This window comes from Citrobacter sp. Cpo030 (assembly GCF_030333005.1).
In the GTDB taxonomy this organism is placed as follows: domain Bacteria; phylum Pseudomonadota; class Gammaproteobacteria; order Enterobacterales; family Enterobacteriaceae; genus Citrobacter; species Citrobacter portucalensis.
In genome coordinates this window covers 37,097-61,629 of sequence record NZ_JAOWGT010000074.1, presented here as the reverse complement: position 1 = coordinate 61,629, position 24,533 = coordinate 37,097, and the positions used below count along the sequence as shown (strand labels likewise).

Annotated in this window: 25 protein-coding genes; 20 read left to right on the top strand and 5 right to left on the bottom strand. The window is 53.5% G+C overall.

Features of this window, described 5'->3' with window-relative positions; genetic code table 11:
- Positions 1-31: 31 nt before the first annotated feature.
- The 4 genes from hslO to igaA all read right to left on the bottom strand — a co-directional run bounded on the left by hslO (position 32) and on the right by igaA (position 4,213).
- Positions 32-910, bottom strand: coding sequence for an Hsp33 family molecular chaperone HslO (hslO, locus tag OGY37_RS19635; protein ID WP_003023531.1), 879 nt, complete (start codon positions 908-910; stop codon positions 32-34).
- A gap of 24 nt (positions 911-934) precedes the next feature.
- The gene (gene hslR, locus OGY37_RS19630; RefSeq protein WP_016157639.1) at positions 935-1,336 is read right to left on the bottom strand and encodes a ribosome-associated heat shock protein Hsp15; all 402 of its coding nucleotides are present in this window, start codon (positions 1,334-1,336) and stop codon (positions 935-937) included.
- 10 nt (positions 1,337-1,346) lie between these two features.
- Positions 1,347-2,015: a GMP/IMP nucleotidase gene (yrfG, locus tag OGY37_RS19625; RefSeq protein ID WP_003023533.1), complete on the bottom strand. Its 669-nt coding sequence runs from the start codon at positions 2,013-2,015 to the stop codon at positions 1,347-1,349.
- A 62-nt stretch (positions 2,016-2,077) separates the two neighbouring features.
- Positions 2,078-4,213 carry an intracellular growth attenuator protein IgaA gene (gene igaA / locus OGY37_RS19620; protein WP_003827665.1) on the bottom strand — a complete coding sequence of 712 codons (2,136 nt, stop codon included), beginning with the start codon at positions 4,211-4,213 and terminating at the stop codon, positions 2,078-2,080.
- Positions 4,214-4,535: 322 nt separating this feature from the next.
- Here igaA and nudE point away from each other — a divergent pair, with 322 nt between their 5' ends.
- Positions 4,536-5,096: an ADP compounds hydrolase NudE gene (gene nudE / locus OGY37_RS19615; protein WP_003827667.1), complete on the top strand. Its 561-nt coding sequence runs from the start codon at positions 4,536-4,538 to the stop codon at positions 5,094-5,096.
- Positions 5,097-5,201: 105 nt separating this feature from the next.
- Here the strand turns inward: nudE and mrcA are convergent, their stop codons facing one another.
- Positions 5,202-7,754 (bottom strand): peptidoglycan glycosyltransferase/peptidoglycan DD-transpeptidase MrcA, encoded by a 2,553-nt coding sequence (gene mrcA, locus OGY37_RS19610; protein WP_166465280.1) that lies wholly within the window; start codon positions 7,752-7,754, stop codon positions 5,202-5,204.
- A gap of 120 nt (positions 7,755-7,874) precedes the next feature.
- On the opposite strand from mrcA, the gene OGY37_RS19605 reads away from it, so the two are divergent.
- The 19 genes from OGY37_RS19605 (at position 7,875) to OGY37_RS19515 (ending at position 24,529) form a co-directional block, all read left to right on the top strand.
- Positions 7,875-8,654, top strand: coding sequence for a type IV pilus biogenesis protein PilM (locus OGY37_RS19605; protein WP_286621632.1), 780 nt, complete (start codon positions 7,875-7,877; stop codon positions 8,652-8,654).
- Positions 8,654-9,193 (top strand): PilN domain-containing protein, encoded by a 540-nt coding sequence (locus OGY37_RS19600; RefSeq protein WP_286621630.1) that lies wholly within the window; start codon positions 8,654-8,656, stop codon positions 9,191-9,193. Before OGY37_RS19605 ends, OGY37_RS19600 begins: the two co-directional genes overlap by 1 nt.
- Positions 9,177-9,632, top strand: coding sequence for a HofO family protein (locus tag OGY37_RS19595; RefSeq protein ID WP_286621628.1), 456 nt, complete (start codon positions 9,177-9,179; stop codon positions 9,630-9,632). The genes OGY37_RS19600 and OGY37_RS19595 overlap by 17 nt, the downstream gene beginning before the upstream one ends.
- Positions 9,622-10,035, top strand: a complete 414-nt coding sequence (locus tag OGY37_RS19590) for a HofP DNA utilization family protein (protein ID WP_032934159.1) — start codon at positions 9,622-9,624, stop codon at positions 10,033-10,035. The genes OGY37_RS19595 and OGY37_RS19590 overlap by 11 nt, the downstream gene beginning before the upstream one ends.
- Positions 9,938-11,185, top strand: a complete 1,248-nt coding sequence (hofQ, locus tag OGY37_RS19585) for a DNA uptake porin HofQ (RefSeq protein ID WP_003827676.1) — start codon at positions 9,938-9,940, stop codon at positions 11,183-11,185. Before OGY37_RS19590 ends, hofQ begins: the two co-directional genes overlap by 98 nt.
- Before the next feature lie 404 nt (positions 11,186-11,589).
- Positions 11,590-12,111: a shikimate kinase AroK gene (gene aroK / locus OGY37_RS19580; protein WP_003023552.1), complete on the top strand. Its 522-nt coding sequence runs from the start codon at positions 11,590-11,592 to the stop codon at positions 12,109-12,111.
- A 57-nt stretch (positions 12,112-12,168) separates the two neighbouring features.
- Complete coding sequence (aroB, locus tag OGY37_RS19575) at positions 12,169-13,257, top strand: 3-dehydroquinate synthase (protein WP_003827681.1); 1,089 nt, start codon at positions 12,169-12,171, stop codon at positions 13,255-13,257.
- Positions 13,258-13,353: 96 nt separating this feature from the next.
- Positions 13,354-14,655: a cell division protein DamX gene (gene damX / locus OGY37_RS19570; protein ID WP_126317302.1), complete on the top strand. Its 1,302-nt coding sequence runs from the start codon at positions 13,354-13,356 to the stop codon at positions 14,653-14,655.
- Positions 14,656-14,772: 117 nt separating this feature from the next.
- Entirely contained in the window at positions 14,773-15,609 is an 837-nt protein-coding gene (gene dam / locus OGY37_RS19565; RefSeq protein ID WP_003827684.1) for an adenine-specific DNA-methyltransferase, read from the top strand.
- 17 nt (positions 15,610-15,626) lie between these two features.
- Positions 15,627-16,304, top strand: coding sequence for a ribulose-phosphate 3-epimerase (rpe, locus tag OGY37_RS19560; RefSeq protein WP_003023561.1), 678 nt, complete (start codon positions 15,627-15,629; stop codon positions 16,302-16,304).
- Positions 16,297-17,055 (top strand): phosphoglycolate phosphatase, encoded by a 759-nt coding sequence (gph, locus tag OGY37_RS19555; protein ID WP_003827686.1) that lies wholly within the window; start codon positions 16,297-16,299, stop codon positions 17,053-17,055. The genes rpe and gph overlap by 8 nt, the downstream gene beginning before the upstream one ends.
- The gene (gene trpS / locus OGY37_RS19550) at positions 17,048-18,052 is read left to right on the top strand and encodes a tryptophan--tRNA ligase (protein ID WP_286621623.1); all 1,005 of its coding nucleotides are present in this window, start codon (positions 17,048-17,050) and stop codon (positions 18,050-18,052) included. The genes gph and trpS overlap by 8 nt, the downstream gene beginning before the upstream one ends.
- 165 nt (positions 18,053-18,217) lie before the next feature.
- Positions 18,218-19,123, top strand: coding sequence for a GntR family transcriptional regulator YhfZ (yhfZ, locus tag OGY37_RS19545; RefSeq protein ID WP_286621622.1), 906 nt, complete (start codon positions 18,218-18,220; stop codon positions 19,121-19,123).
- A gap of 15 nt (positions 19,124-19,138) precedes the next feature.
- Entirely contained in the window at positions 19,139-19,501 is a 363-nt protein-coding gene (locus OGY37_RS19540) for a PRD domain-containing protein (protein WP_181510062.1), read from the top strand.
- A gap of 83 nt (positions 19,502-19,584) precedes the next feature.
- The gene (locus tag OGY37_RS19535; RefSeq protein WP_126317305.1) at positions 19,585-20,748 is read left to right on the top strand and encodes a YhfX family PLP-dependent enzyme; all 1,164 of its coding nucleotides are present in this window, start codon (positions 19,585-19,587) and stop codon (positions 20,746-20,748) included.
- Positions 20,748-21,974 (top strand): phosphopentomutase, encoded by a 1,227-nt coding sequence (locus OGY37_RS19530; RefSeq protein ID WP_286621620.1) that lies wholly within the window; start codon positions 20,748-20,750, stop codon positions 21,972-21,974. Before OGY37_RS19535 ends, OGY37_RS19530 begins: the two co-directional genes overlap by 1 nt.
- Complete coding sequence (locus OGY37_RS19525; protein ID WP_286621618.1) at positions 21,971-22,849, top strand: phosphotriesterase-related protein; 879 nt, start codon at positions 21,971-21,973, stop codon at positions 22,847-22,849. Before OGY37_RS19530 ends, OGY37_RS19525 begins: the two co-directional genes overlap by 4 nt.
- A 10-nt stretch (positions 22,850-22,859) precedes the next feature.
- Positions 22,860-23,213: a DUF2620 domain-containing protein gene (locus tag OGY37_RS19520; protein ID WP_003023576.1), complete on the top strand. Its 354-nt coding sequence runs from the start codon at positions 22,860-22,862 to the stop codon at positions 23,211-23,213.
- 11 nt (positions 23,214-23,224) lie between these two features.
- Positions 23,225-24,529 (top strand): YhfT family protein, encoded by a 1,305-nt coding sequence (locus tag OGY37_RS19515; protein WP_126317308.1) that lies wholly within the window; start codon positions 23,225-23,227, stop codon positions 24,527-24,529.
- The last annotated feature ends 4 nt before the right edge of the window (positions 24,530-24,533 follow it).

Here is a 24,533-nt window from a genome sequence, read left to right as displayed (position 1 = left end):
ATAAGCGCCGTGCCATCAGGCAAGACAGTGATTAATGCACCTGGGGATCGGCAGGGGAGGCATTGCTGCGGATCTCAGCAATATCCATGGCGTTAAACAGATAGTGACTACCGCAGTAATCGCAGTGCATATCGATCTCGCCTTCTTCCGCCAGAATGCTGTCCACTTCTTCGTCCGGCAACGTTTTCAGTGCGCCTGCGCAGCGTTCGCGTGAACAGGTGCATTTGAACTCAACGTCCTGCGGATCGTAGAGAGTAACTTCTTCTTCGTGGTACAGGCGCCACAGCACTTCGTTGGCCGGCAGAGTCAGCAGCTCTTCGGCTTTGATGGTTTCAGTCAGGGCTGTCAGGTGATCGAAATCATCTGCCTGCGCGTTTTGCGCCGGCATTACCTGCAGCAGCATTCCGCCAGCAGCGGGTTTGCCATCAACGTCGCCAGTGCGGATGAACAGGCGTGTCGGCAGCTGTTCAGAACGCATGAAGTAATCTTCCAGACACGCTGCCAGCGTGTCACCTTCCAGACCGACCACGCCTTGATAACGCTCGCCTTCTTCCGGGGTAATGGTGATCACCAGGTAGCCGTTGCCCACCAGCGTTTTCAGGTCGGCATCTTCAGGAATATCACCCTGCATGCGGGCCACGCCGCGCATCTGCTGATTGTTGTTGCCGTTGATGACGGCCAGGCTCAGCGGACCATCACCCTGCAACTGCACAGTGATATCACCGGCAAATTTCAGCGTGGCGGTGAGCAGGCTGGTGGCAACCAGTAGCTCAGCCAGTACGTTTTTGACCGGTTGCGGGTAAGTATGATTTTCGAGGATCTGTTGCAGGGTTTCCGAAACGGTCACCAGTTCGCCGCGCACGGCAAAGTTTTCAAACAGATAACGATGTAATTGGTCATGTTGCGGCATAATCATCTCTCTTGCAGGTGACAGTCACTCGCTGTCGCCGTGTTTAAATCGTAACAGGTCGCGGCGCTCTTTTTTGTCCGGTCGCCTGTCCGGGTGCGGCATGGTTAACGCGTTAAGTTTACGCGCCAGCGCCACTTTTTCGCGTTTTTCCACGCTTTCCGCGGTTTCTTCATACAGCGTAACGGCTTCCGTTGCCGGGCGACGCTGCTCGGTAATGGCCTTGATAATGACCGTTCGCTCGTCATTTCCCTGGCGCAGGGTGAGGGTGGCGTTCAGCTCGACAATCTTGCTTGGCTTACTGCGCTGGCCGTTGTAGTGCACCTTACCGCCTTCAACCATTTCGCGGGCTAGCGCACGCGTTTTGTAAAAGCGTGCAGCCCACAGCCATTTATCCAGCCTGACTTCAGCAGAGGGCTTTTCTTTCATGGCGTCTCCTTCACATCAGTGAGGGGATCAGTCGGCGGTAGTCATTCAGTGACGGATGGCGTGCGTACTGTTTTTCGGCGATGCCGGAGTCGGGATTGGTCACGCCGAGGCAGTAACGAATACCGTACAGAGCAGCGGCGTCGAGAATGGGTTCGCTGTCGTCAATAAACAGCGTCTTCTCTGCACTCATTCCCGTTTCTTCAGCCACAGCGTGCCATAACCGCTGATCCTCTTTGGGATAACCAAATGTGTGGGTGGAAAGTAATAAATCAAGGTGTGAGGCCAGACCGGTATGCTCAAGCTTCACCGCCAGATTATGCGGATGCGCGTTGGTGAGCAAAATGCGGCGCTTGCCGCTGGCTTTTAAGGCATCAAGAAACGGTACGGTATCTTCGCGCAAAACGGCGCGCGGTCCCTGTTCCGTGGTCATGGCGCAAATATCCAGATCCAGGCACTCGCTCCAGTAATCCAGGCAATACCAGTTTAGCGTATGCTGCACGGCATGATACTGCTGACGAATATAGTCCTGAGCTTCCTGAGGAGAGATACCCTGCTTCGCGCCATAGGTTTCCGGCACCAATTTTTGCCAGAAATAGTTATCGAATGCCAGGTCGAGCAGCGTGCCGTCCATATCTAACAACACGGTGTCGACATCCTGCCAGGCAATATTGATATGCATGGAAACTCCCCAGAAGAAAACATGATGCGCGACAGGGTAGCATATCCTGTCGCGCGAGCGTGTTATCGAATCAGGCTTTCCGGGTTGTCAATCAGTGTTGGATTGAGACAACTTTCGTAGTAGCTCTGAATTTCCGCGATGCGGGTGCGGTGACGCTGGTAGCGTCTGAATGCCTGTATGCTGTTGTAGATAGCGCATCCGAGCATGGAGAACATCAGCAGCGTCGTGCCAAGGTAGCGCCATAATCCTGAACGATCCGGAATACGATGCAGGCCAATGTGCTGGGTGCCATTGGCGTCAGTCGAAATATTGGTGACGATCCCCTCCGCGCGAAATGGTGTCTGCATTAGCATCTGCGCCAGGCGCTGGAAGGCGTTCCACTGTTCCTGGGGAGGATAGTCATATAGCGAGGTCGTCGGCCACGGCTGATCGACCAGATCGCTGCCTTCGTCGCTGATAATCAGGAAACCGCCAGGGGCAGGGCTATTCAGCGCCTGGGCTGCTCGCGCAGTCTCGCGTGAAATAAACGGCGCCGTAGAGGTATTCACCAGATTATCCAACGACTCTGCGCTTACCGGACGTAGCAGCACGTTCACGCCATCCAGTTTGCCTGCGTTCGCTCGCTTCACCAGCGCGGCCCAGTCTTTACTGTTACCGAGGTTAACCAGCGCATTTTTTAAGCGTACACATTCATCTTTGGCTGCACACAGATCGGCCGTTTTAAGGACTATCTCACCAAAATCGTCCAGTAACACCATGCCGGACTTTTGGATTGCCGAGCGTAGCGATGCGCTGACGCGAGAGTCATCGTCAGGTTTGGGATGCAACTGACGGCTCACGGCCTGCGTGAGCGCGGTGGCCTTATTCACCAGGTCAGACTCAGGCAGCGGTAATGCGCGCGCATCATTCCAGATAATTTGCGAGCAATCGAAAGGCATAAACGGCGTGGCAGGCTGCGCATTCCAGCTCCCTTGGGTATGAATGTTACACATACCCGTACCACTCAGGTGCAGCGTGTCACCCACGCGAACGCCCGCGTTTTCGAGCTGTTTAACGCTGGTGGCTTCGATAGTTTGCGCGCCCTTCATCCAGGAGAGCGTGACCTTTATTGGCATATCCAGCGGGATCCAAAACAGCAGCATCAGCAGTACCAGCAACGAGCCGCCTGCGATGACAGCGTTGCGCAGCCAGTGCTGTAACGGGAAGTTTTTCACTTCATCGTGCAGAGATAAAAAACGCCCCTGGCGGGCAACGTGGCGATCGAGATAAATATCGATATCCGTTTGCTGGCCAAGGTCTTGGGCGATGTAAGGTTGCCAGTGAGCTGGGTAGATCAGATCAATAATACCCAGCGAGATATTATTAATTTGTTCCTGGTCGTTTTCGCCAAACAATCCCCAGCGACGCGGCGTACCGCGCAGACAATGAATTTCCCGCAGGGCGCTTTTAGACGGCGGGGCGAACAATCCCCACAGACCCGCAGCTAACAGCAACACCGCGCCACCGACTGCCCACGGAACAAACGTGTTCGGGATAACCAAACAGAAAAAGAACAGCAGGAATGATGCGGTTATCAGCAACGCCTCGCGCAATCCCGAAGGGCGGCTGAGCGCATATTCTTCATGGGTTTCCTGGCGAATATTCAGCAGTTCAATCTGCTCACTTTCTTCACCACGAATGGACGCCTGGGTAGAAGCGGTGTGCTGTAACGCATAACCTCGCGCTTCCTGCATATATTCCTGCAGCGTATGGCCGTTCAACGAGATAACCAGCGGTATCGTATTGGTGTGGATTATCTCAACGCTGTTTTCGTCGTTGATGTATTGTTCCCAGAAAGGGGGAAGATGTACCTCAACGGAATCAAGATAGTAGCGCCATTTGTTAGGATCGTCGGTGGTAATGCCGTAACGTGTAATCGAACGAGTAAGCACGATGACGCTATTACTTTGGGCATTCAACGTTAATGAGACCGGCGCAGCACTGGCTCCCGTGGGACCGGGTACTTGCTGAATTTGACTAAGGCTTTCGAGATAGTTTTCGACTGCGCTGCGTTCTTCAGGTGTGAGTTTACGTTTCGAGGCGTCTGAGAAGACGCTGCTCAAGGGTAAATTTTTCTGCCTGGATTTTGATTTGAGTAGCCATCCTGCAAGCAATGAGCAGGCCAGCAAAGCAGCTAAAAAAATCAGAATGGTGCTCATGCTTTCCCCATCTTACTTAGTCTGTCAGGCGTGGTCAGTCGCACCCTGTTCAATATTCGTGATTCTGTGGTTGGCTATCGGCAAGTGTGGAGTCGAACTTGAGCATCTTTAAGTACAGCCCAGTAAATGCGAATCATAGCAAAATCACCAAAAATGGAATATCAGCAAATTCCTGGAGTTATTTCAACCTATTGACTTTTAATTTGAAATAGGGATTAACTTTTAGTACGTTACATAAATGTAAATAAACGGCAATTCACATTGCCGAAACCGTGCGGTATATCGCACAATAACCCCAGATTTCACAGCAAAGATCCTCACAATGAGCAAATCATTACAGAAACCCACGATTTTGAAAGTGGAAACCGTCGCCCAATCCCGGCTGTTTAAGGTTGAAAGCGTGGACCTTGAGTTCAGCAATGGCGTACGCCGCGTTTATGAACGTATGCGTCCATCCACGCGTGAAGCGGTAATGATTGTGCCGATTGTTGACGACCATCTGATCCTTATTCGCGAATATGCGGTCGGGACCGAGTCCTACGAACTGGGTTTTTCCAAGGGATTAATCGACCCTGGCGAAAGCGTGTTTGAGGCGGCGAATCGGGAGCTGAAAGAAGAGGTGGGGTTTGGCGCAAAAGATCTGACGTTTTTAAAGAAACTCAGCATGGCGCCATCTTATTTCTCCAGCAAGATGAACATCGTGGTGGCAGAGGACTTATATCCTGAATCGCTGGAGGGTGATGAACCTGAGCCATTACCGCAGGTGCGCTGGCCGCTGGCGCATTTGATGGACCTGCTGGAAGATCCTGATTTTCATGAAGCACGTAATGTCAGTGCGCTGTTCCTCGTACGCGAATGGCTGAAAGGGCAGGGGCGGCTTTAATTACGATTGCCAACTGATGCCTTACCCGGCCTACAACATCCAGCAATATCAAATAATTGCGCCGAAATTGTAGGCCGGATAAGCGAAGCGCTATCCGGCAATCGATCAGAACAGTTCGTGCGTTTCACCATTATCAATAATGGTTGTTCCCACCTCATGCACCGCCTGTTGCGTCGGCTGAGTGCCTTCAATGAAGTATTCTGCGCGGCTATTGCCACCGCTTGCCAGCTGTCCTGTGCTGCGATCGATATTGACCGTCACGATACCCGGCGGCGGCGTCAGCGGCTGCTCAGGCACACCTTCCAGCACGGACTTCATGTAGGCATCCCATGCAGGCTGCGCACTCTTCGCGCCACCTTCGTAGCCGGAGATTTGGTCTTTGATAGCGCCTGAAGCTGTCGTATGACCAAGGTTGCGGCGATGGTCATCAAAGCCGATCCATACCGACGTCACTACCCCTGGTCCGTAACCGGAGAACCACGCATCTTTTGAGCTGTTGGTGGTCCCGGTTTTCCCGCCGATATCATGACGCTGTAAATCGCGACCTGCGCGCCAACCGGTTCCCATCCAGCCTGGTTCACCAAAGATATTGGTGTTCAGCGCGCTTTTAATCAGGAAAGCCAGCGGTGTGTTGATCACGTGCGGAGCGTACTCTTGTGTGCCGCTTTGCGCGACCAGAGCCTGGTTAGCCTGCTCAAGCTGCGGCATAGGCACGGCGGAATTTTGCTGTTCCTGCGAGACGGCGACATCTTCTACGTTACTGTTTTCCAGCACGTTAGATTTCTGGGTATCGCCGTAAATCACCGGAATATCGCATTCCGGACAGGCAATTTTCGGCTTCGCTTCGAAGATAACGCCGCCCATATCGCTTTCAATCTTACTGATGAAATACGGATCGACCAGGAAGCCGCCATTAGACATCACTGCGTAACCGCGTGCCACCTGCAACGGTGTGAACGAAGCAGAACCCAGCGCCAGCGACTCGGTATGCACAATGTTCTGTGCCGGGAAGCCGAAACGTTGCAGATACTCTGCCGCGTAATCCACGCCCATGGCGCGCATGGCGCGTACCATGACTACGTTTTTCGACTGACCCAGCCCCTGACGTAAACGGATAGGACCGGCGTACTGCGGCGGGGAGTTCTTCGGCTGCCAGTCGGAACCAGCACCGGCATCCCAGCGGGAGATCGGCACGTCGTTGAGCATGCTCGCCAGCGTCAGACCTTTATCCATCGCGGCGGTATACAGGAATGGCTTGATGTTGGAGCCCACCTGACGTAACGCCTGGGTTGCACGGTTAAACTTGCTCTGGTTGAAGTCAAAACCACCCACCAGCGCCAGCACCGCGCCGTTTTGCGGATTGATGGAGACCAGTGCGGAGTTGACGTCTGGCACTTGCGCCAGCCACCAGGCATCGCCCACCTGGCGTACCCAGATTTGCTGGCCGGTCTGTACCACGTCGGTCACTTTACGCGGCGTTGGGCCTTGTTGAGTATCCGAGCGGTAAGGACGCGCCCAGCGCATACCATCCATGCGTAATGACACTGACGTACCATCCGCCAGCGCGGCAATGGCTTCCTGCGGATTGGCGCTGGTAACAACCGCCGGCAGCAGGGGGCCATAAGTCGGCAGCGCTTTCAGCGTATCGGTAATTTTCTTGCTGTCCCAACTGCTTTCGCCCACTTTCCACAACACGTTCGACGGGCCGCGGTAGCCGTGGCGCATGTCGTAATCCATCACGTTGTTACGTACTGCCTGCTGAGCCGCCTGCTGTACTTTTCGCGTAATGGTAGTGGTGATGCGATACCCGTCTTCATAGGCTTTCTCGCCATAACGGTTATACATCTCCTGGCGCACCATTTCAGACAGATACGGTGCAGAGAAAGCGATTTCCGGCGCGTGGTAGTTGGCGTCAATGGCCTCGCCGCGCGCCTGATCGTACTGGGCCTGCGTGATGTAGTTTTCGCTCAACATACGCGACAGTACAACGTTACGTCGCGCGGTTGCACGGTCCATCGAATAGAGCGGGTTGAAGGTTGACGGCGCTTTTGGCAGACCGGCAATCACCGCAATTTCACTTAAGCTAAGTTGATCCACCGTCTTACCGAAATAGACCTGCGCGGCAGCACCCACGCCATAGGCGCGATACCCCAGATAGATCTTGTTCAGATACAGTTCGAGGATCTCATCTTTACTCAGCAGTTGTTCAATGCGGATCGCCAGGAACACTTCCTTGATCTTACGCATCAGCGTGCGTTCCGGGCTCAGGAAGAAGTTTCTCGCCAACTGTTGGGTAATGGTACTCGCCCCTTGCGACGCGTGACCGGAGAACAACGCGACGCTGGCCGCACGGAAGATCCCCACCGGGTCTACCCCGTGGTGCTCATAAAAGCGGCTGTCTTCTGTGGCGATAAAGGCTTTAACCATTACCGGCGGCATCTGATCCAGTGTGACCGGGATTCGACGTTTCTCGCCATATTGCGCGATTAGCTCGCCGTCAGCGCTGTAAACCTGCATCGGGATCTGTAAACGCACATCTTTGAGCGTCGCGACGTCAGGTAATTGCGGCTCGATATAGCGATAAAGGCCATAAATCGAGCCTGCTCCCAGCAGGATGCAACATACTGCAAGGATTAATAAATACTTTACGAACTTCACTGGAGATTTCCCATTTAGTGGCATTTGGGCAGTTTATAAACAAACGCGCGGTAGTATAAAGGCAAGCCAGACGCATTGATATACCCGTTAAAGCGACGGGTGATAAGGAGATCATCAGCAATGGCTTTCAATATCTGGAAAATTGGTCTGCATATTCAGCAACATGAAGCGCTGGCTGTCGCTATCGTTCGCGAAGCATCAGGTTGGTATCTGCAACGCTGGTGGCGTATACCGCTGACGCCTCAGGTTATCGTCGATGGCCACATTCGCGAGCCTGAACAGCTGGTCGCCGCGCTACTGCCGTGGAGCCGGGAGCTCCCTCGCCGACACCATATTCATCTCTCTTTTCCCGCCAACAGGACGTTACAAAAAAAGTTTCCTCGTCCGACAATGACGTTACGCGAGCCAGAGCAAACCGCATGGTTGTCCGGTTCGATGGCGCGTGAACTCGATATGGTGCCGGATGCGCTGCATTTTGATTATAGCGAAGACACGTTGAGCCCGGCGTTTAACGTCACTGCTGCGCAAAGCAAAGAGATTTCAGCGCTTCTGACGCTTATCCAAACCCTGAAGGTGCAGGTTACGGCGATTACACCGGATGCCAGCGCGTTACAGCGATTTATTCCCTTCTTGCCAGAGCATCAGCAGTGTCTGGTATGGCGTGATGACGCCCAGTGGTTATGGGCGACCCGTTCGGCATGGGGACGTAAATCAACGGGCGATATTGGCAGTATCGATGAGCTTGCCACGACATTATCTCTGCCCACGACAGCCATTGCGCAATGCTCCCCTGGCGGCTTCGACCCTTTGAGCGCCGTGTCTGTACGCCAGCCGCCCATTCCAACGCAAAGCCATCACTTCGCCATTGCGCTGGGACTCGCTATGGGAGGCGCGTACTGATGATAGCGACCATTAATCTTCTGCCCTGGCGTCAGACTCGGCGTTACGCTTACCTGCGCTTCTGGGGCATCTTATTTAGCGCTTCGCTACTGCTTAGTATTGGCGTGTTGTTGCGCTATTACAGCGTGTTGAGTGTAGAAAATCGGGCTGAATTGTTGCTGGCAGATGCCGAAAAGACGCGTGCCGAGGCCTTAATGGCGCTAAAGCCGCGTATGCAGCAGCGCCAGCAACGATGGCAACAGGTGCAGGCACGGAACAAACAGCGTGAGCAGACCCGAAGCTGGCAGTCGGTATTGCAAGAGCTGGCGGAATTCCTGCCTGAGCAGGCGTGGTTAACAAAAATGGCCTGGCAGCAGGACACGCTGGAACTGACGGGAAACACGCTGAACTTTGCCGCGCTGCAGGCGCTGGAGGCGCAATTACGCCAGCAGCCATTGTTTCAGTTGAGCAGCCCCGGTGAAACGCAGCAGGATGCGCAGGGACGCTGGCAATTCCACTATCGACTGACACGGAGCGGTGCGCATGATAACGCTCTGTGATGTCTGGTTAGCGCAGTCGCCGCGCTTTCGACTCATCTGCTGGTGCGGCTGGATGTTAGGGCTACTCATACTGGTGATGTTATGTCTTTATCCCGTCGCGCGGGAGCGGACGATGCAACGCGAGACGCTGGTCCAACAACGGGCAGCTATTCAGATGCAATGGCGAGATGTCTATCTGCTGGCGGCATCACCAGCAGAGCCGGAAGAGAAACTGACCCTGTTCTCCCCGCTGCTGTTTCAGACTTCACTTACTCGTCTTATCCACTGGCAACCCTCCGCGCAAGGCGGAGAGATGGCGCTGATATCGGCCTGGGATGCTATCCCGCAGACGTTTGTCCAGTTGGCGGAACAGGGGATGAACGTCAGCCGATTTTCGCTTAGCGCAGAAGACACGGAGTTGCTGCTAACGCTACAGCTGGAGCGTCTGAATGACGGTTGAACGCTGGCTGTTGGCATGTATGAGCGTACTGATGCTCACCGGTATGCGTAATCCCTTCCTGCCGCCGGAGGACCGCTGCCAAATTGCTGAGATGTCGACATGGCGCTTTCAGGGCATGGTGAGCCAGGGCACGCGACCCATCGGCATCGTTCAGGATAGCCAGAAAAAATGGCGGCGGGTTAAGCCAAATGACGTCCTGAAAAACGGTTGGACGATTACGCAGATAACGGCCCAGAACATAACCCTCGATACAGAAAAAAACTGCGAACCGCCGCGATGGCAGTGGCAACGACAAGGAGCGGTAAATGAAGCGATGGATAGCGTGGATAGTAATAGCGCTGGCGGTCGGGATAACGAGCGCGCTGGCGACGAAACCGCAAAACGTGACGCTGGTGCTCGATGATGTGCCGGTTACGCAGGTATTGCAGGCGCTGGCTGAACAGGAACAGAAAAACCTGGTGGTTTCGCCAGATGTCAGCGGTGTGCTGTCGTTGCATTTGACGGATGTCCCCTGGAAGCAGGCATTGCAGACGGTGGTAAAAAGTGCCGGGCTGGTATTACGCCAGGAGGGCAATATCCTGCATGTGCATTCTGTTCAATGGCAGAGTGAAAATGCGGCCCGCCAGGACAATGAACAGGCGCGGATTCAGGCCAGTATGCCGCTGGAGCAGCGCAGCATTATTTTGCACTATGCCGATGCTGCCGAGCTGGCAAAAGCAGGAGAAAAGCTGCTCAGTGCCAAGGGAAGCATGACGGTGGATAAACGGACCAACCGCTTACTGCTGCGTGATAATAGCGTTGCGCTTAACACCCTGGAAAAGTGGGTATCGCAAATGGATTTGCCGGTTGCCCAGGTCGAACTGGCGGCGCATATCGTCACCATAAATGAAAAAAGTTTGCGCGAGCTGGGGGTGAAGTGGTCGCTGGCTGACGCACAACAATCGGGGGCGGTTGGGAATGTTACAACGCTTGCCAGCGATCTCTCTGTAGCCACCGCCACATCCCGCGTGGGATTTAACATTGGCCGCATTAACGGTCGTTTACTGGAACTGGAGTTGTCTGCGCTGGAGCAAAAACAGCAGTTGGATATCATCGCCAGTCCACGATTACTGGCATCTCACCTGCAACCTGCCAGTATTAAGCAGGGCAGTGAGATCCCTTATCAGGTCTCCAGCGGTGAAAGCGGTGCGACATCCGTCGAGTTCAAGGAAGCGGTACTGGGGATGGAGGTAACACCAACGGTATTGCAGAAAGGGAGAATCAGGCTGAAACTGCATATCAGCCAGAATGTTCCCGGACAGGTTCTACAGCAGGCAGATGGCGAAGTGCTGGCTATCGACAAGCAGGAGATTGAAACGCAGGTCGAGGTAAAAAACGGCGAGACAATTGCGCTTGGCGGGATTTTTTCACATAAGAATAAATCCGCAGCCGACAGCGTGCCGCTATTAGGCGACATTCCCTGGCTTGGCTCTCTTTTTCGCCATGATGGTAAAGAAGATGAACGGCGCGAATTAGTGGTCTTTATTACGCCCAGACTGGTTTCAACGGAATAACTTATGCATGAAAAGCCATTGTTTTTGCACTGAACACGTTTCAGGGATTTGACGTGAGGGTGTATTTAGCATACAAGGAGTACCGATTTGAGCGTCGGTACTTTTCTTTACTTATGCGGCAGTGAATACGCTTTGCCTTTCCGGTGGTGTGCCATAGGCTTATTGGGTGTCATTTGGCTGCGCGATACGTCGCCAGGTCTGATGTTTGCAGGGTAGCATGCCTGCCACGACCAGAAATGCGTTAGGTTTGGTGATTTATTCAGTTGCCAAACCCGCTTGAGTATTGAGATAATTTTCAGTCTGACTCTCGCAATATCTTATGAGGTTTCAGTTCATGTCCTGCTGCGCTGGGTGTCTGCGAAGCGGGTTTACCATTAACGAATAGTCTTAGTAGTACCGAAAAAATGGCAGAGAAACGCAATATCTTTCTGGTTGGGCCTATGGGTGCCGGAAAAAGCACTATTGGGCGCCAGTTAGCTCAACAACTCAATATGGAATTTTACGATTCTGATCAAGAGATTGAGAAACGAACCGGAGCTGATGTGGGCTGGGTCTTCGATGTAGAAGGTGAAGACGGCTTCCGTGATCGCGAAGAAAAAGTCATCAACGAGTTGACGGAAAAACAGGGTATTGTGCTGGCAACTGGCGGTGGCTCTGTAAAATCACGTGAAACACGTAACCGTCTTTCCGCGCGTGGCGTCGTGGTCTATCTTGAAACGACAATTGAAAAACAACTTGCGCGTACTCAACGTGACAAGAAACGCCCGCTGCTGCAGGTAGAATCACCGCCTCGTGAAGTTCTGGAAGCGTTGGCTGACGAACGCAATCCTCTGTACGAAGAGATTGCTGACGTGACCATTCGCACCGACGATCAGAGCGCAAAAGTCGTAGCAAACCAGATTATTCATATGTTGGAAAGCAACTGATTCTGGCTGAATACACACTCGTCTGCGGGTACAAGTAACTAAGGTGGATGTCGCGTAATGGAGAGGATCACAGTCACTCTCGGGGAACGTAGTTACCCTATCACCATCGCGGCTGGTTTGTTCAATGAGCCAGCTTCATTCTTACCGCTGAAATCGGGCGATCAGGTTATGTTGGTGACCAACGAAACCCTGGCTCCCCTTTATCTCGATAAGGTTCGCGGCGTACTTGAACAGGCGGGTGTTAACGTTGATAGCGTTATCCTTCCCGATGGCGAGCAGTATAAAAGCCTGACGGTTCTGGATACGGTTTTCACCGCGTTACTGCAAAAACCGCACGGTCGTGATACCACGTTAGTTGCCCTTGGCGGCGGCGTGATTGGCGATCTGACCGGTTTTGCGGCAGCCAGTTATCAGCGTGGTGTACGTTTTATTCAAGTCCCAACAACCCTGTTGTCGCAGGTCGACTCCTCCGTTGGCGGCAAAACCGCCGTAAACCATCCCCTCGGTAAAAACATGATTGGCGCGTTTTACCAACCGGCCTCCGTGGTGGTGGATCTCGATTGTCTGAAAACGCTTCCTGCGCGTGAGCTGGCATCGGGGCTGGCGGAAGTGATCAAATACGGCATCATCCTTGACGGTGAATTTTTCAGCTGGCTGGAAGACAATCTGGATGCGTTGTTGCGTCTGGATGGTCCGGCAATGGCGTACTGTATTCGTCGTTGTTGTGAGCTGAAAGCAGAAGTTGTCGCAGCAGACGAGCGTGAAATGGGCTTACGTGCTTTACTGAATCTGGGACACACGTTTGGCCATGCGATCGAAGCTGAAATGGGTTATGGCAATTGGTTACATGGTGAAGCAGTCGCAGCAGGTATGGTAATGGCTGCCCGTACGTCAGAACGTTTGGGTCAGTTCACCTCCGCTGATACGCAGCGCATCATTACGCTGTTACAGCGAGCAGGCTTACCGGTGAATGGGCCGCGTGAAATGTCCACCGAGGCCTATCTGCCGCACATGCTGCGAGATAAAAAAGTGTTAGCGGGAGAGATTCGTTTGGTGCTTCCGCGAGCGATAGGGAAGAGTGAAGTGCGCGGCGGAGTGTCGCACGAGGTGGTTCTTAACGCTATTGCTGATTGCCAGCAGGCGTAACAACAAGAAAGGTCAGGCTTACGTTGCGAAACGTAGGTCTTTTAGCTTCAGGTTATGTGCAAAGTCGTAAGCATTAACCTTTGAGTGGGGTGTTAAATGGATGAATTCAAACCAGAAGACGAGCTGAAACCCGATCCCAGCGATCGTCGTACTGGTCGTTCTCGTCAATCGTCTGAACGCGATAATGAGCCGCAAATCAATTTTGATGATGTTGATCTGGATGCTGACGATCGCCGTCCTGCGCGCGCACGCAAAGAGCGTGATGAAGAGCAGGACATTGAAGAAGAGTATGAATCTGATGACGATGCGGTGGATGAAGAGCGTGTAGAACGTCGTCCGCGCAAGCGTAAGAAAGCCGTCAGCAAACCTGCCTCCCGCCAGTATATGATGATGGGCGTGGGTGTTTTGGTACTGCTGCTGCTGATTATCGGCATTGGTTCTGCGCTGAAAGCCCCCTCATCTTCTTCCAATGAGCAGGCAGCATCTGGCGAGAAGAGCATCGATCTCTCTGGCAGCAATGCAACGGATCAGGCGAGTGCAACGACACCTGCAACGGGCGCTGAGCAGACCGCTGGCAATACCCAGCAGGATGTTTCCCTGCCACCGATTTCCTCTACCCCGACTCAAGGTCAGGCACCTGCGGCAACTGAAGGGCAGCAGCGTGTTGAAGTGCAGGGCGATTTGAACAACGCTCTGACGCAACCGCAAGGTCAGGAACAGGTTAACAACGTTGTGGTTAACTCTACGCTGCCGACCGAACCTGCGACCGTTGCGCCGATGCGTAATGGTAATGCTGTGCGCCAGACTGCGAAAACGGAAACGACTGAACGTCCTGCGGCTTCGCATCAGGAACGCAAACAGGCCGTCATTGAGCCGAAGAGCAAACCGCAAACTACGGTGAAAGCGACGCCGACAGAGCCGAAACCTGTTGCCCAGGCAAAACCAACCGTAACTGCTACCGCGCCGACCACCACAACTAAAGCACCTGTGGTAACCGCTACGCCGAAAGCGACCGCTGAGCCGAAAGCAACCACAACTGCGCCAGCACAGACTGCAACGCCTGCGCCAACGGCGACAGCAACAACGCCTGTTGCTGGCGGAGCGAAAAGTGCAGGTAATGTTGGAGCGTTAAAATCTGCGCCGTCCAGCCATTACACGCTGCAGCTCAGCAGTTCTTCTAACTACGACAACCTGAACGGTTGGGCGAAGAAAGAAAACCTGAAGAACTACGTGGTGTACCAGACGACGCGTAACGGTCAACCGTGGTATGTTCTGGTGACAGGCGTGTATGCGTCTAAAGAAGATGCGAAACGTGCAGTGTCTACGTTACCCGCTGATATTCAGGCGAAAAACCCGTGGGCAAAACCGCTGCATCAGGTTCAGGCCGATTTGAAGTAAGATAGGATATGTTCTGCAATGGTTTGATGTTTCGCCCAATTGCGGGACAAAGACTAAAGCGCAGGATGCTGTCGGAGCTTTCTCCACAGCCGGAGAAGGTGTAATTAGTTAGTCAGCATGAAAAAAAATCGCGCTTTTTTGAAATGGGCAGGGGGGAAATACCCCCTGCTTGATGATATCAAACGGCATTTACCTCAGGGTGAGTGCCTGATTGAACCTTTCGTGGGTGCCGGGTCGGTGTTTCTCAACACCGACTTTTCTCGTTATATTCTTGCCGATATCAACAGCGACCTTATCAGTCTCTATAACATCGTGAAGACGCGTACCGATGAGTATGTGCAGGCTTCGCGTGAGCTGTTTATGCCTGAAACCAACCAGGCTGAGGTGTACTATCGGTTCAGAGAAGAATTTAATGCCAGCGAGGATCCGTTCCGCAGAGCAGTACTGTTCTTGTATCTGAACCGCTTTGGTTACAACGGATTGTGCCGTTATAACCTGCGCGGCGAGTTTAACGTCCCGTTTGGGCGTTATAAAAAACCTTACTTCCCAGAAGCCGAGTTGTACCATTTTGCTGAGAAAGCGCAGAATGCAGAGTTCCATTGCCTCTCCTATGAAGAGTGCATGAACCGTGCGGATAGCAACTCTGTGGTCTATTGTGACCCGCCTTATGCACCGCTTTCGGCGACGGCAAATTTCACTGCGTATCACACCAACAGCTTTAGCCCGAAAGAGCAGGCGCATTTGGCCGAGATGGCAGAAAAGCTGGTCAGTAAGCAGATCCCGGTGTTAATTTCGAACCACGATACGCCCGATACCCGTGAATGGTACCGAGCGGCGAAACATTTTCAGGTCAAAGTGCGGCGCAGCATAAGCAGCAATGGCGGCACGCGTAAAAAGGTGAACGAACTGCTGGCACTGTATAAACCAGGAGTCGTAACGCCTGCGAAGAAATAAATCTCAAGGAGAAGCGGATGAAACAGTATTTGATCGCCCCCTCAATTCTGTCGGCTGATTTTGCCCGCCTGGGTGAGGACACCGCGAGAGCGCTGACTGCCGGTGCCGATGTCGTGCACTTCGACGTCATGGACAATCACTACGTACCGAACCTGACCATCGGACCGATGGTACTGAAATCGCTGCGTAAATATGGCATCACCGCCCCGATTGATGTTCACCTGATGGTGAAACCGGTCGATCGTATTGTCCCGGACTTCGCCGCCGCTGGCGCCAGCATCATTACTTTTCATCCGGAAGCCTCCGAGCATGTCGATCGCACTTTACAGCTGATCAAAGAGCATGGCTGTAAAGCGGGTCTGGTGTTCAACCCGGCAACACCGCTGAGCTATCTGGACTACGTCATGGATAAGCTCGATGTGATCCTGCTGATGTCCGTTAACCCAGGCTTTGGCGGACAGTCCTTCATCCCACAAACGCTGGATAAGCTGCGCGAAGTGCGTCGTCGTATTGATGAATCTGGCTACGATATCCGCCTCGAAGTGGACGGTGGCGTCAAAGTGAATAACATTGGTGAAATTGCCGCGGCAGGCGCAGATATGTTTGTCGCAGGCTCCGCTATTTTCGACCAACCAGACTACAAAAAAGTCATTGATGAAATGCGCAATGAACTGGCGAAGGTAAGTCATGGATAAGTTTCAGGATATTCGGGGTGCTGCATTTGACCTCGACGGCACGCTGGTCGACAGCGCGCCGGGATTAGCCGCAGCGGTGGACATGGCGCTATATGCGCTGGAACTGCCGGTTGCCGGAGAAGAACGCGTTATCACCTGGATTGGTAATGGTGCAGATGTACTGATGGAACGCGCGCTAACGTGGTCCCGTCAGGAGCGCGCAACATTACGTAAAACGATGGGTAAACCGCCCGTTGATGATGATATTCCCGCCGAGGAGCAGGTACGTATTTTGCGTAAGCTGTTCGACAGATACTACGGCGATGTCGCAGAAGAGGGGACATTCCTGTTCCCTGATGTTGCCGACACGCTGGGCGCGCTGCATGCGAAAGGATTGCCGCTGGGTCTGGTGACCAACAAACCGACCCCGTTTGTCGCGCCATTGCTCGAAGCATTAGATATTGCCAAGTACTTTAGCGTGGTCATCGGTGGTGACGACGTGCAGAATAAAAAACCGCATCCGGATCCGCTGCTGCTGGTGGCAAGTAAGCTTGGCATCAAGCCTGAGCAAATGCTCTTCGTAGGGGATTCACGCAATGATATTCAGGCGGCAAAAGCTGCTGGCTGTCCGTCCGTTGGCCTGACCTATGGCTACAACTACGGCGAGTCAATCGCGCTGAGCCAGCCCGACGTTATTTACGACCGTATTAATGAACTACTGCCCGCTCTCGGGCTTCCGCATAGCGAAAATCAGGAATCAAAAAATGACTAAGCCCATCGTTTTTAGTGGCGCACAGCCCTCAGGTGAATTGACCATTGGCAACTATATGGGTGCGCTGCGTCAGTGGGTGAGCATGCAGGATGATTACCATTGCATCTACTGCATCGTTGACCAACATGCCATCACCGTTCGTCAGGATGCTCAGCAGCTGCGTAAAGCAACGCTCGATACGCTGGCGCTGTATCTGGCATGCGGTATCGATCCTGAAAAAAGCACCATTTTCGTGCAGTCTCACGTACCGGAGCATGCACAGTTAGGTTGGGCGCTGAACTGCTACACCTACTTCGGCGAGCTGAGCCGTATGACCCAGTTCAAAGACAAATCCGCGCGCTATGCGGAGAACATCAACGCCGGTCTGTTTGATTATCCGGTACTGATGGCGGCAGACATCCTTCTGTATCAGACCAACCAGGTACCGGTTGGCGAAGATCAGAAACAGCATCTGGAACTGAGCCGCGATATCGCCCAGCGCTTCAACGCCCTGTATGGCGACATCTTCAAAGTGCCTGAGCCGTTCATTCCTAAATCCGGCGCGCGCGTAATGTCGCTGCTGGAGCCGACGAAGAAAATGTCCAAGTCGGATGACAACCGCAACAACGTGATCGGCCTGCTGGAAGATCCGAAATCTGTGGTTAAGAAAATCAAACGCGCGATGACCGACTCTGAAGAGCCGCCTGTTGTACGCTACGACGTGCAGAACAAAGCGGGTGTTTCCAACCTGCTGGATATCCTCTCTGCGGTCACCGGTAAGAGCATTCCGGAGCTGGAGCAGCACTTCGAAGGCAAAATGTATGGTCATCTGAAAGGTGAAGTCGCAGAGGCCGTTTCCGGTATGCTGACTGAGCTTCAGGAGCGTTATCACCGTTTCCGTAACGATGAATCTTTCCTGCAGAAAGTGATGAAAGACGGTGCAGAAAAAGCCAGCGCCCGCGCATCTGTTACGCTGAAAGCTGTTTACGAAGCGATTGGTTTTGTCGCCAAGCCGTAATGCGCTCTGTGTTGTTGAAGAAACCGGGTTACGCCCGGTTTTTTTTCGCCTGTTGGTTTGTGAACCTCAAAAAATGTGAAGCGCCTCGCCGTTTGCATATTTCCTCATTGCGTTATATCTTCACTTTAATGAAGATATAAATATTCAATTTACTGAAAATATAAAATGCGTCGGACATTTATCAAGAAAGAGGGGGTTGTGCTGACAACCCTGGCCCGCTACCTGCTCGGTGAGAAGTGCGGTAACAGATTGAAAACTATTGATGAACTGGCAGCCGAGTGTCACTCATCGGTAGGGTTAACCCAGGCTGCGTTGAAAACGCTGGAATCCTCAGGGGCGATCCGTATTGAGCGTCGCGGGCGTAACGGTAGCTATCTGGTGGAGATGGATAACCGTACGCTGCTGAAGCATGTGGATATTAATAACGTGGTCTGTGCGATGCCGCTGCCCTACACCCGTTTATATGAAGGACTGGCGAGTGGGCTGAAGGCGCAGTTCGATGGGATCCCGTTTTATTACGCACACATGCGTGGGGCTGATATTCGTGTGGAATGCCTGCTAAACGGCGTCTACGACATGGCGGTGGTTTCTCGTCTGGCGGCGGAAAGTTACCTTGCTCAGGACGGACTGCGCATCACGTTGGCGCTGGGACCGCATACCTACGTCGGCGAGCATCAGCTGATTTGTCGCAAGGGCGAATCTGCAGATGTAAAACGTGTCGGACTCGATAACCGTTCGGCGGATCAGAAAATCATGACCGAGGCCTGTTTTGGCAACCGTGACGTTGAATTGATCGATATGCCTTATCACGAAAGCTTGCAGCGCATCGCGAAAGGGGATGTGGATGCGGTTATCTGGAACGTGGTTGCAGAGGCCGAGCTGGCGGTACTGGGGTTAGAAGCCACGCCGCTCACCAACGATCCGCGATTTCTGCAGGCCACGGAGGCCGTGGTACTGACCCGCGCAGAGGATTATCCGATGCAGCAGCTACTGCGGGCGGTTGTTAACAAAGAGGCGCTGCTTGCCCACCAACAGCGTGTGGTGAACGGTGAACAGGAACCCAGTTATTAAGTGAAGGCAAACGACATGGAAAACAGGCTTAACCTGCTGTGTGAAGCAGGCGTTATCGACAAGGATATTTGTAGCGGCATGCTGCAGGTGGTCAGGCGGTTGGATGAAGAGTGGCGTTTGCCGATTCACAGCGAGCAAGGGACCATGGCGATGACCCATATGGCGAGTGCGTTAATGCGCAGTCGCCAGGGCGAAGTGATTGAAGCGCTGGATGGTGAGCTGCTGGAGGAGTTGGCGCAATCTCATCTCTGGCCAACTATTTTATTGGTACATCAGGCGCTGATGAAAGAGTTTACGGTGGCGCTGCACACCAATGAAGAAGGCTATATGCTGGCGAACTTGTATGGATTGTGGATGGCGGCGAACGAAGGCGTCTGAAATCAATGGGCAATGAGCTTATTGCACCTTAAATATTCAAAAAAATGAATATTTAACTGAAGGATTAGAAACGAGGCAGAGAAATGTTTATAGACGCATTGAAACGCCAGAACCCCGCGCTAATCTCGGCTGCTATCGCGTTATGGCAGCAGGGAAAGATCGCACCTGACAGTTGGGTCATTGATGTTGACCAGGTCATTGAGAATGGCAAACGCCTACTGGATGTCGCCAGGCAACATGGTATCTCGCTGTATCTGATGACCAAACAGGTAGGACGTAACCCGTGGCTGGCGGAGAAGCTGTTGCAGCTTGGCTATGAAGGCATCGTGGTTGTGGATTACAAGGAGAGTCGCGTCATGCGCCGTGCCGGGTTGCCGGTTGCGCATCAGGGACATCTGGTGCAGATCCCGTCGCGGCTGGTCAATGAGGCTGTAGCGCAGGGTACTGAAGTCATCACATTGTTCTCACTGGAGAAAGCGCGCGAAGTTTCCGCTGCTGCAGTGAAGGCCGGTTGTGAACAGAACGTGATGCTGAAGGTGTACGACAAGGATGATTTTCTCTACCCGGGGCAGGAAAGCGGATTTCCGCTGATGTATCTGACGGATGTGGTCAATGAAATCCGCAGGCTTCCGGGTCTGCGTCTGAGCGGCCTCACTCATTTCCCCTGCCTGTTATGGGATGAAAACTCAGCGCAGACTATGCCGACGCCTAATCTGCATACGCTGGTAAATGCCCGACGTCAGTTGGCTGAGGCCGGGATTGCCATTGAGCAGCTTAATGCGCCGTCAGCCAGTAGCTGTTCGTCACTCCCCCTGCTGGCGGAATATGGCGTCACCCATGCGGAGCCGGGTCATGCGTTGACCGGCACCATTCCTTCCAATCAAAAAGGCGACCAGCCGGAGCGCATTGCGATGCTGTGGTTGAGCGAGGTATCGCACAATTTTCGTGGAGACAGTTATTGCTACGGTGGCGGCTATTACCGTCGCGGCCATGCGCAAAATGCGCTGGTCTTTACGCCAGAAAGTGACACGCCGATCGCAGCGAAGCTAAAACCCGTGGACGACAGCAGTATTGACTACTACCTGCCTGTTGCCGGGGAGTTTCCGGTGAGCAGTGCGGTGATCTTCTGTTTTCGCACCCAGATCTTCGTGACGCGTAGCGACGTGGTGCTGGTATCGGGCATTCAGCGCGGTGCAGCTGAAATCGTCGCGCGTTACGACAGTCTCGGCAATATTCTGGAGGACTAATGGCCCGATTCGTGGTGTTAGTAATCGACAGTTTCGGCGTTGGCGCCATGAAAGACGTCACGCTGGTCAGGCCGCAGGATGCAGGAGCGAATACCTGTGGCCATATCCTGGGAGAACTCCCGCAGTTACGCCTGCCAACGCTTGAGAAGCTGGGGCTGATTAACGCTCTGGGCTTTGCCCCGGGTGTGATGCAACCTTCAGCATCGGCAGTCTGGGGCGTTGCAGAGCTGCAGCATGAAGGGGGAGATACCTTTATGGGCCATCAGGAGATTTTAGGTACGCGGCCTCAGGCCCCGCTGCGGATGCCATTTAGCGACGTCATTGATAGCGTTGAGCAAGCGCTGAAAGCCGCGGGCTGGCAGGTGGAACGTCGCGGCGGCGATCTGGCGTTTCTTTGGGTCAACGATGCGGTTGCAGTGGGCGATAACCTCGAAGCGGATTTAGGTCAGGTCTACAACATTACTGCCAATCTTGCCGTTATCCCGTTTGATGAGGTGCTAAAGATAGGCCACGTGGTGCGTGAGCAGGTTCAGGTTGGGCGCGTGATTGCGTTTGGCGGTCAGCTTGCAGACAGCCAGCGCATTCTGGATGCCGCCGAGACCAAAGAGGGACGCTTTATCGGCATTAACGCTCCACGTTCCGGCGCCTATGAAAATGGCTTCCAGGTCAGGCATATGGGTTTTGGCGTCGATGAGCAGGTACAGGTACCGCAAAAACTGCATGACACCGGGATCCCTACCGTGCTGGTCGGTAAAGTGGCGGACATCGTTGGCAATCCACACGGGCGCAGCTGGCAAAACCTGGTGGATAGTCAGCAGATTATGGATATCACGCTTAACGAATTTAACGCGGAATCGACGGTATTTATCTGTACCAACATTCAGGAAACCGATCTCGCCGGGCACGCTGAAGACGTAGCACGTTATGCCGAACGGCTGCAGCTTGTTGATCTTAATCTTTCACGCCTTCTGGCCGCTATGGATCCAAATGACTGTCTGGTGGTTATGGCCGATCACGGCAACGATCCGACCATCGGTCACAGCCACCATACCCGGGAAGTTGTACCGGTTCTGGTGTATCGGGAGGGGTTAGAGCCTGCGCAATTAGGCGTCCGGGCGACGTTATCTGACGTTGGCGCTACGGTGTGTGAGTTTTTCGGCGCGGCGGCGCCACAAAACGGCTGCTCTTTTCTTTCGGCATTACGCCTTACAGGAGACACCTTATGAATTTTGATCCGACGGGCTACACCTGGGTTCACGAACATCTGCATATTGATCTCTCTGGGTTCAAGAATAATCTCGACTGCCGGTTAGATCAGTACGATCTCATTTGTCAGGAAATGAAGGATCTCCGGGCGTTAGGCGTCAGCAACATTATTGAGATGACCAACCGCTATATGGGGCGTAATCCGCAATTCATGATCGATCTGATGCGCGATACCGGTATCAACGTGATGGCCTGCACAGGCTATTACCAGGATGCGTTTTTCCCTGAACATGTCGCGGCCCGCAGCGTGGAACAGCTCGCGCAGGAGATGGTCGATGAGATAGTCATCGGTATAGATGGCACTGAATTGAAGGCCGGAATTATCGCCGAAATTGGTTCCAGCGAAGGGGTGATTACGCCGCTTGAAGAGAAGGTATTTATCGCCGCGGCGCGGGCGCACATCGAAACCGGACGCCCCATCTCGACCCACACCTCTTTTAGCACCATGGGCCTGGAACAGCTGGTGTTGCTACAGGCTCACGGCGTCGACCTTTCCCGCGTAACCGTTGGTCACTGCGACCTGAAAGATAACCTCGACAATATCTTACGCATGATCGATCTCGGTGCGTATGTGCAATTCGATACCATCGGTAAAAACAACTATTACCCGGACGAGAACCGCATTGGCATGCTGCATGAGCTACGTAATCGCGGGCTGCTTAATCGCGTGATGCTCTCCATGGACATTACCCGCCGCTCGCATTTAAAAGCCAATGGCGGCAATGGCTATGACTATCTGTTAACCACTTTTATCCCACAGTTGCGCCAGTCAGGATTCAGCCAGGCCGATGTGGACACGATGTTGCGTGATAACCCCTCACAATTTTTCCAATAAGGACAGAATCATGAAAAAGATTGGCGTTGCTGGCTTACAGCGTGAGCAGATTAAAAAGACCATCGAAACCGCAGCTCCGGGCTGCTTTGAAGTCTCCATTCATAACGATATGGAAGCGGCGATGAAGGTGAAATCCGGACAACTGGATTACTACATCGGCGCTTGTAACACCGGCGCGGGTGCAGCGCTGTCGATTGCCATTGCGGTGATTGGCTACAACAAAAGCTGCACTATCGCCAAGCCGGGTATTAAGGCGAAAGACGAACATATCGCAAAAATGGTTGCGGAAGGGAAAGTGGCTTTTGGTCTCTCCGTCGAACATGTTGAACATGCGATTCCGATGCTGGTTAACCACCTGAAATAAAAGGCATGACTATGGATCTGTATATTCAGATTGTGGTGGTGGCCTGCCTGACCGGCATGACGTCACTTCTGGCACATCGCTCGGCGGCTGTCTTTCATGACGGTATCCGTCCGATTCTGCCGCAGCTGATCGAGGGGTACATGAACCGCCGTGAGGCGGGAAGTATCGCGTTTGGTCTGAGTATTGGCTTTGTGGCGTCGGTTGGGATCTCTTTTACCCTGAAAACCGGCTTGCTCAACGCCTGGCTGCTGTTCCTACCGACGGATATTCTCGGCGTGTTGGCGATGAACAGCCTGCTGGCGTTCGGTCTGGGCGCTATCTGGGGCGTATTGATTCTGACCTGCCTGCTGCCGGTGAACCATCTGCTCACGGCGCTGCCGGTTGATGTACTGGGTAGCCTCGGTGAACTGAGTTCTCCGGTGGTTTCCGCATTCGCACTCTTCCCGCTGGTGGCGATTTTCTACCAGTTTGGCTGGAAGCACAGCATTATCGCGGCGGTGGTGGTACTGATGACCCGCGTGGTGGTGGTGCGTTACTTCCCGCATCTGAACCCGGAATCAATTGAGATTTTTGTGGGGATGATGATGCTGCTGGCGATCGCCATTACGCATGATATTCGCCACCGCGGCGATGACGAGATGGATGCCAGCGGGCTATCGGTCTTTGAAGAACGAACCTCGCGGATTATAAAAAACCTGCCGTACATCGCCATTGTCGGCGCACTGATTGCCGCCGTCGCCAGTATGAAGATTTTCGCTGGCAGCGAGGTTTCAATTTTTACGCTGGAAAAAGCCTATTCGGCGGGGATTACGCCGGAGCAGTCGCAGACGCTGGTGAATCAGGCTGCCCTGGCGGAGTTTATGCGCGGGCTGGGCTTTGTGCCGATGATTGCGACAACGGCGCTGGCGACGGGCGTTTATGCGGTAGCGGGTTTCACCTTCGTTTATTCCGTTGGCTACCTGGCGCCGAACCCGTGGATTGCGGCAATCCTGGGCGCGATCGTGATTTCAGCTGAAGTGCTGCTGCTGCGCTCTATCGGTAAATGGCTGGGGCGTTATCCATCGGTACGTAACGCATCGGACAATATTCGTAATGCGATGAATATGCTGATGGAAATGGCGCTGTTGATAGGCTCGATTTTTGCCGCTATCAAGATGGCAGGTTATACCGGCTTTTCGATTGCGGTAGCGATTTACTTCCTCAACGAATCGATTGGACGTCCGGTACAGAAGATGGCCGCGCCGGTCGTGGCGGTGATGATCACCGGTATTGTGCTGAATATTCTCTACTGGTTTGGTCTGTTTGTTCCGGCCTGAGGAG

What these genes read in the sequence shown, in the direction of transcription:
- OGY37_RS19520 (WP_003023576.1), top strand. Translation starts at nt 22,860, where the DNA reads ATGAAAAAGATTGGCGTTGCTGGCTTACAGCGTGAGCAGATTAAAAAG.
- OGY37_RS19605 (WP_286621632.1), top strand. Translation starts at nt 7,875, where the DNA reads ATGGCTTTCAATATCTGGAAAATTGGTCTGCATATTCAGCAACATGAA.
- OGY37_RS19535 (WP_126317305.1), top strand. Translation starts at nt 19,585, where the DNA reads ATGTTTATAGACGCATTGAAACGCCAGAACCCCGCGCTAATCTCGGCT.
- OGY37_RS19590 (WP_032934159.1), top strand. Translation starts at nt 9,622, where the DNA reads ATGACGGTTGAACGCTGGCTGTTGGCATGTATGAGCGTACTGATGCTC.
- OGY37_RS19525 (WP_286621618.1), top strand. Translation starts at nt 21,971, where the DNA reads ATGAATTTTGATCCGACGGGCTACACCTGGGTTCACGAACATCTGCAT.
- aroB (WP_003827681.1), top strand. Translation starts at nt 12,169, where the DNA reads ATGGAGAGGATCACAGTCACTCTCGGGGAACGTAGTTACCCTATCACC.
- igaA (WP_003827665.1), bottom strand. Translation starts at nt 4,213, where the DNA reads ATGAGCACCATTCTGATTTTTTTAGCTGCTTTGCTGGCCTGCTCATTG.
- OGY37_RS19595 (WP_286621628.1), top strand. Translation starts at nt 9,177, where the DNA reads ATGATAACGCTCTGTGATGTCTGGTTAGCGCAGTCGCCGCGCTTTCGA.
- aroK (WP_003023552.1), top strand. Translation starts at nt 11,590, where the DNA reads ATGGCAGAGAAACGCAATATCTTTCTGGTTGGGCCTATGGGTGCCGGA.
- nudE (WP_003827667.1), top strand. Translation starts at nt 4,536, where the DNA reads ATGAGCAAATCATTACAGAAACCCACGATTTTGAAAGTGGAAACCGTC.
- hslO (WP_003023531.1), bottom strand. Translation starts at nt 910, where the DNA reads ATGCCGCAACATGACCAATTACATCGTTATCTGTTTGAAAACTTTGCC.
- dam (WP_003827684.1), top strand. Translation starts at nt 14,773, where the DNA reads ATGAAAAAAAATCGCGCTTTTTTGAAATGGGCAGGGGGGAAATACCCC.
- yhfZ (WP_286621622.1), top strand. Translation starts at nt 18,218, where the DNA reads ATGCGTCGGACATTTATCAAGAAAGAGGGGGTTGTGCTGACAACCCTG.
- rpe (WP_003023561.1), top strand. Translation starts at nt 15,627, where the DNA reads ATGAAACAGTATTTGATCGCCCCCTCAATTCTGTCGGCTGATTTTGCC.
- hslR (WP_016157639.1), bottom strand. Translation starts at nt 1,336, where the DNA reads ATGAAAGAAAAGCCCTCTGCTGAAGTCAGGCTGGATAAATGGCTGTGG.
- damX (WP_126317302.1), top strand. Translation starts at nt 13,354, where the DNA reads ATGGATGAATTCAAACCAGAAGACGAGCTGAAACCCGATCCCAGCGAT.
- OGY37_RS19530 (WP_286621620.1), top strand. Translation starts at nt 20,748, where the DNA reads ATGGCCCGATTCGTGGTGTTAGTAATCGACAGTTTCGGCGTTGGCGCC.
- OGY37_RS19600 (WP_286621630.1), top strand. Translation starts at nt 8,654, where the DNA reads ATGATAGCGACCATTAATCTTCTGCCCTGGCGTCAGACTCGGCGTTAC.
- OGY37_RS19515 (WP_126317308.1), top strand. Translation starts at nt 23,225, where the DNA reads ATGGATCTGTATATTCAGATTGTGGTGGTGGCCTGCCTGACCGGCATG.
- gph (WP_003827686.1), top strand. Translation starts at nt 16,297, where the DNA reads ATGGATAAGTTTCAGGATATTCGGGGTGCTGCATTTGACCTCGACGGC.
- hofQ (WP_003827676.1), top strand. Translation starts at nt 9,938, where the DNA reads ATGAAGCGATGGATAGCGTGGATAGTAATAGCGCTGGCGGTCGGGATA.
- OGY37_RS19540 (WP_181510062.1), top strand. Translation starts at nt 19,139, where the DNA reads ATGGAAAACAGGCTTAACCTGCTGTGTGAAGCAGGCGTTATCGACAAG.
- yrfG (WP_003023533.1), bottom strand. Translation starts at nt 2,015, where the DNA reads ATGCATATCAATATTGCCTGGCAGGATGTCGACACCGTGTTGTTAGAT.
- trpS (WP_286621623.1), top strand. Translation starts at nt 17,048, where the DNA reads ATGACTAAGCCCATCGTTTTTAGTGGCGCACAGCCCTCAGGTGAATTG.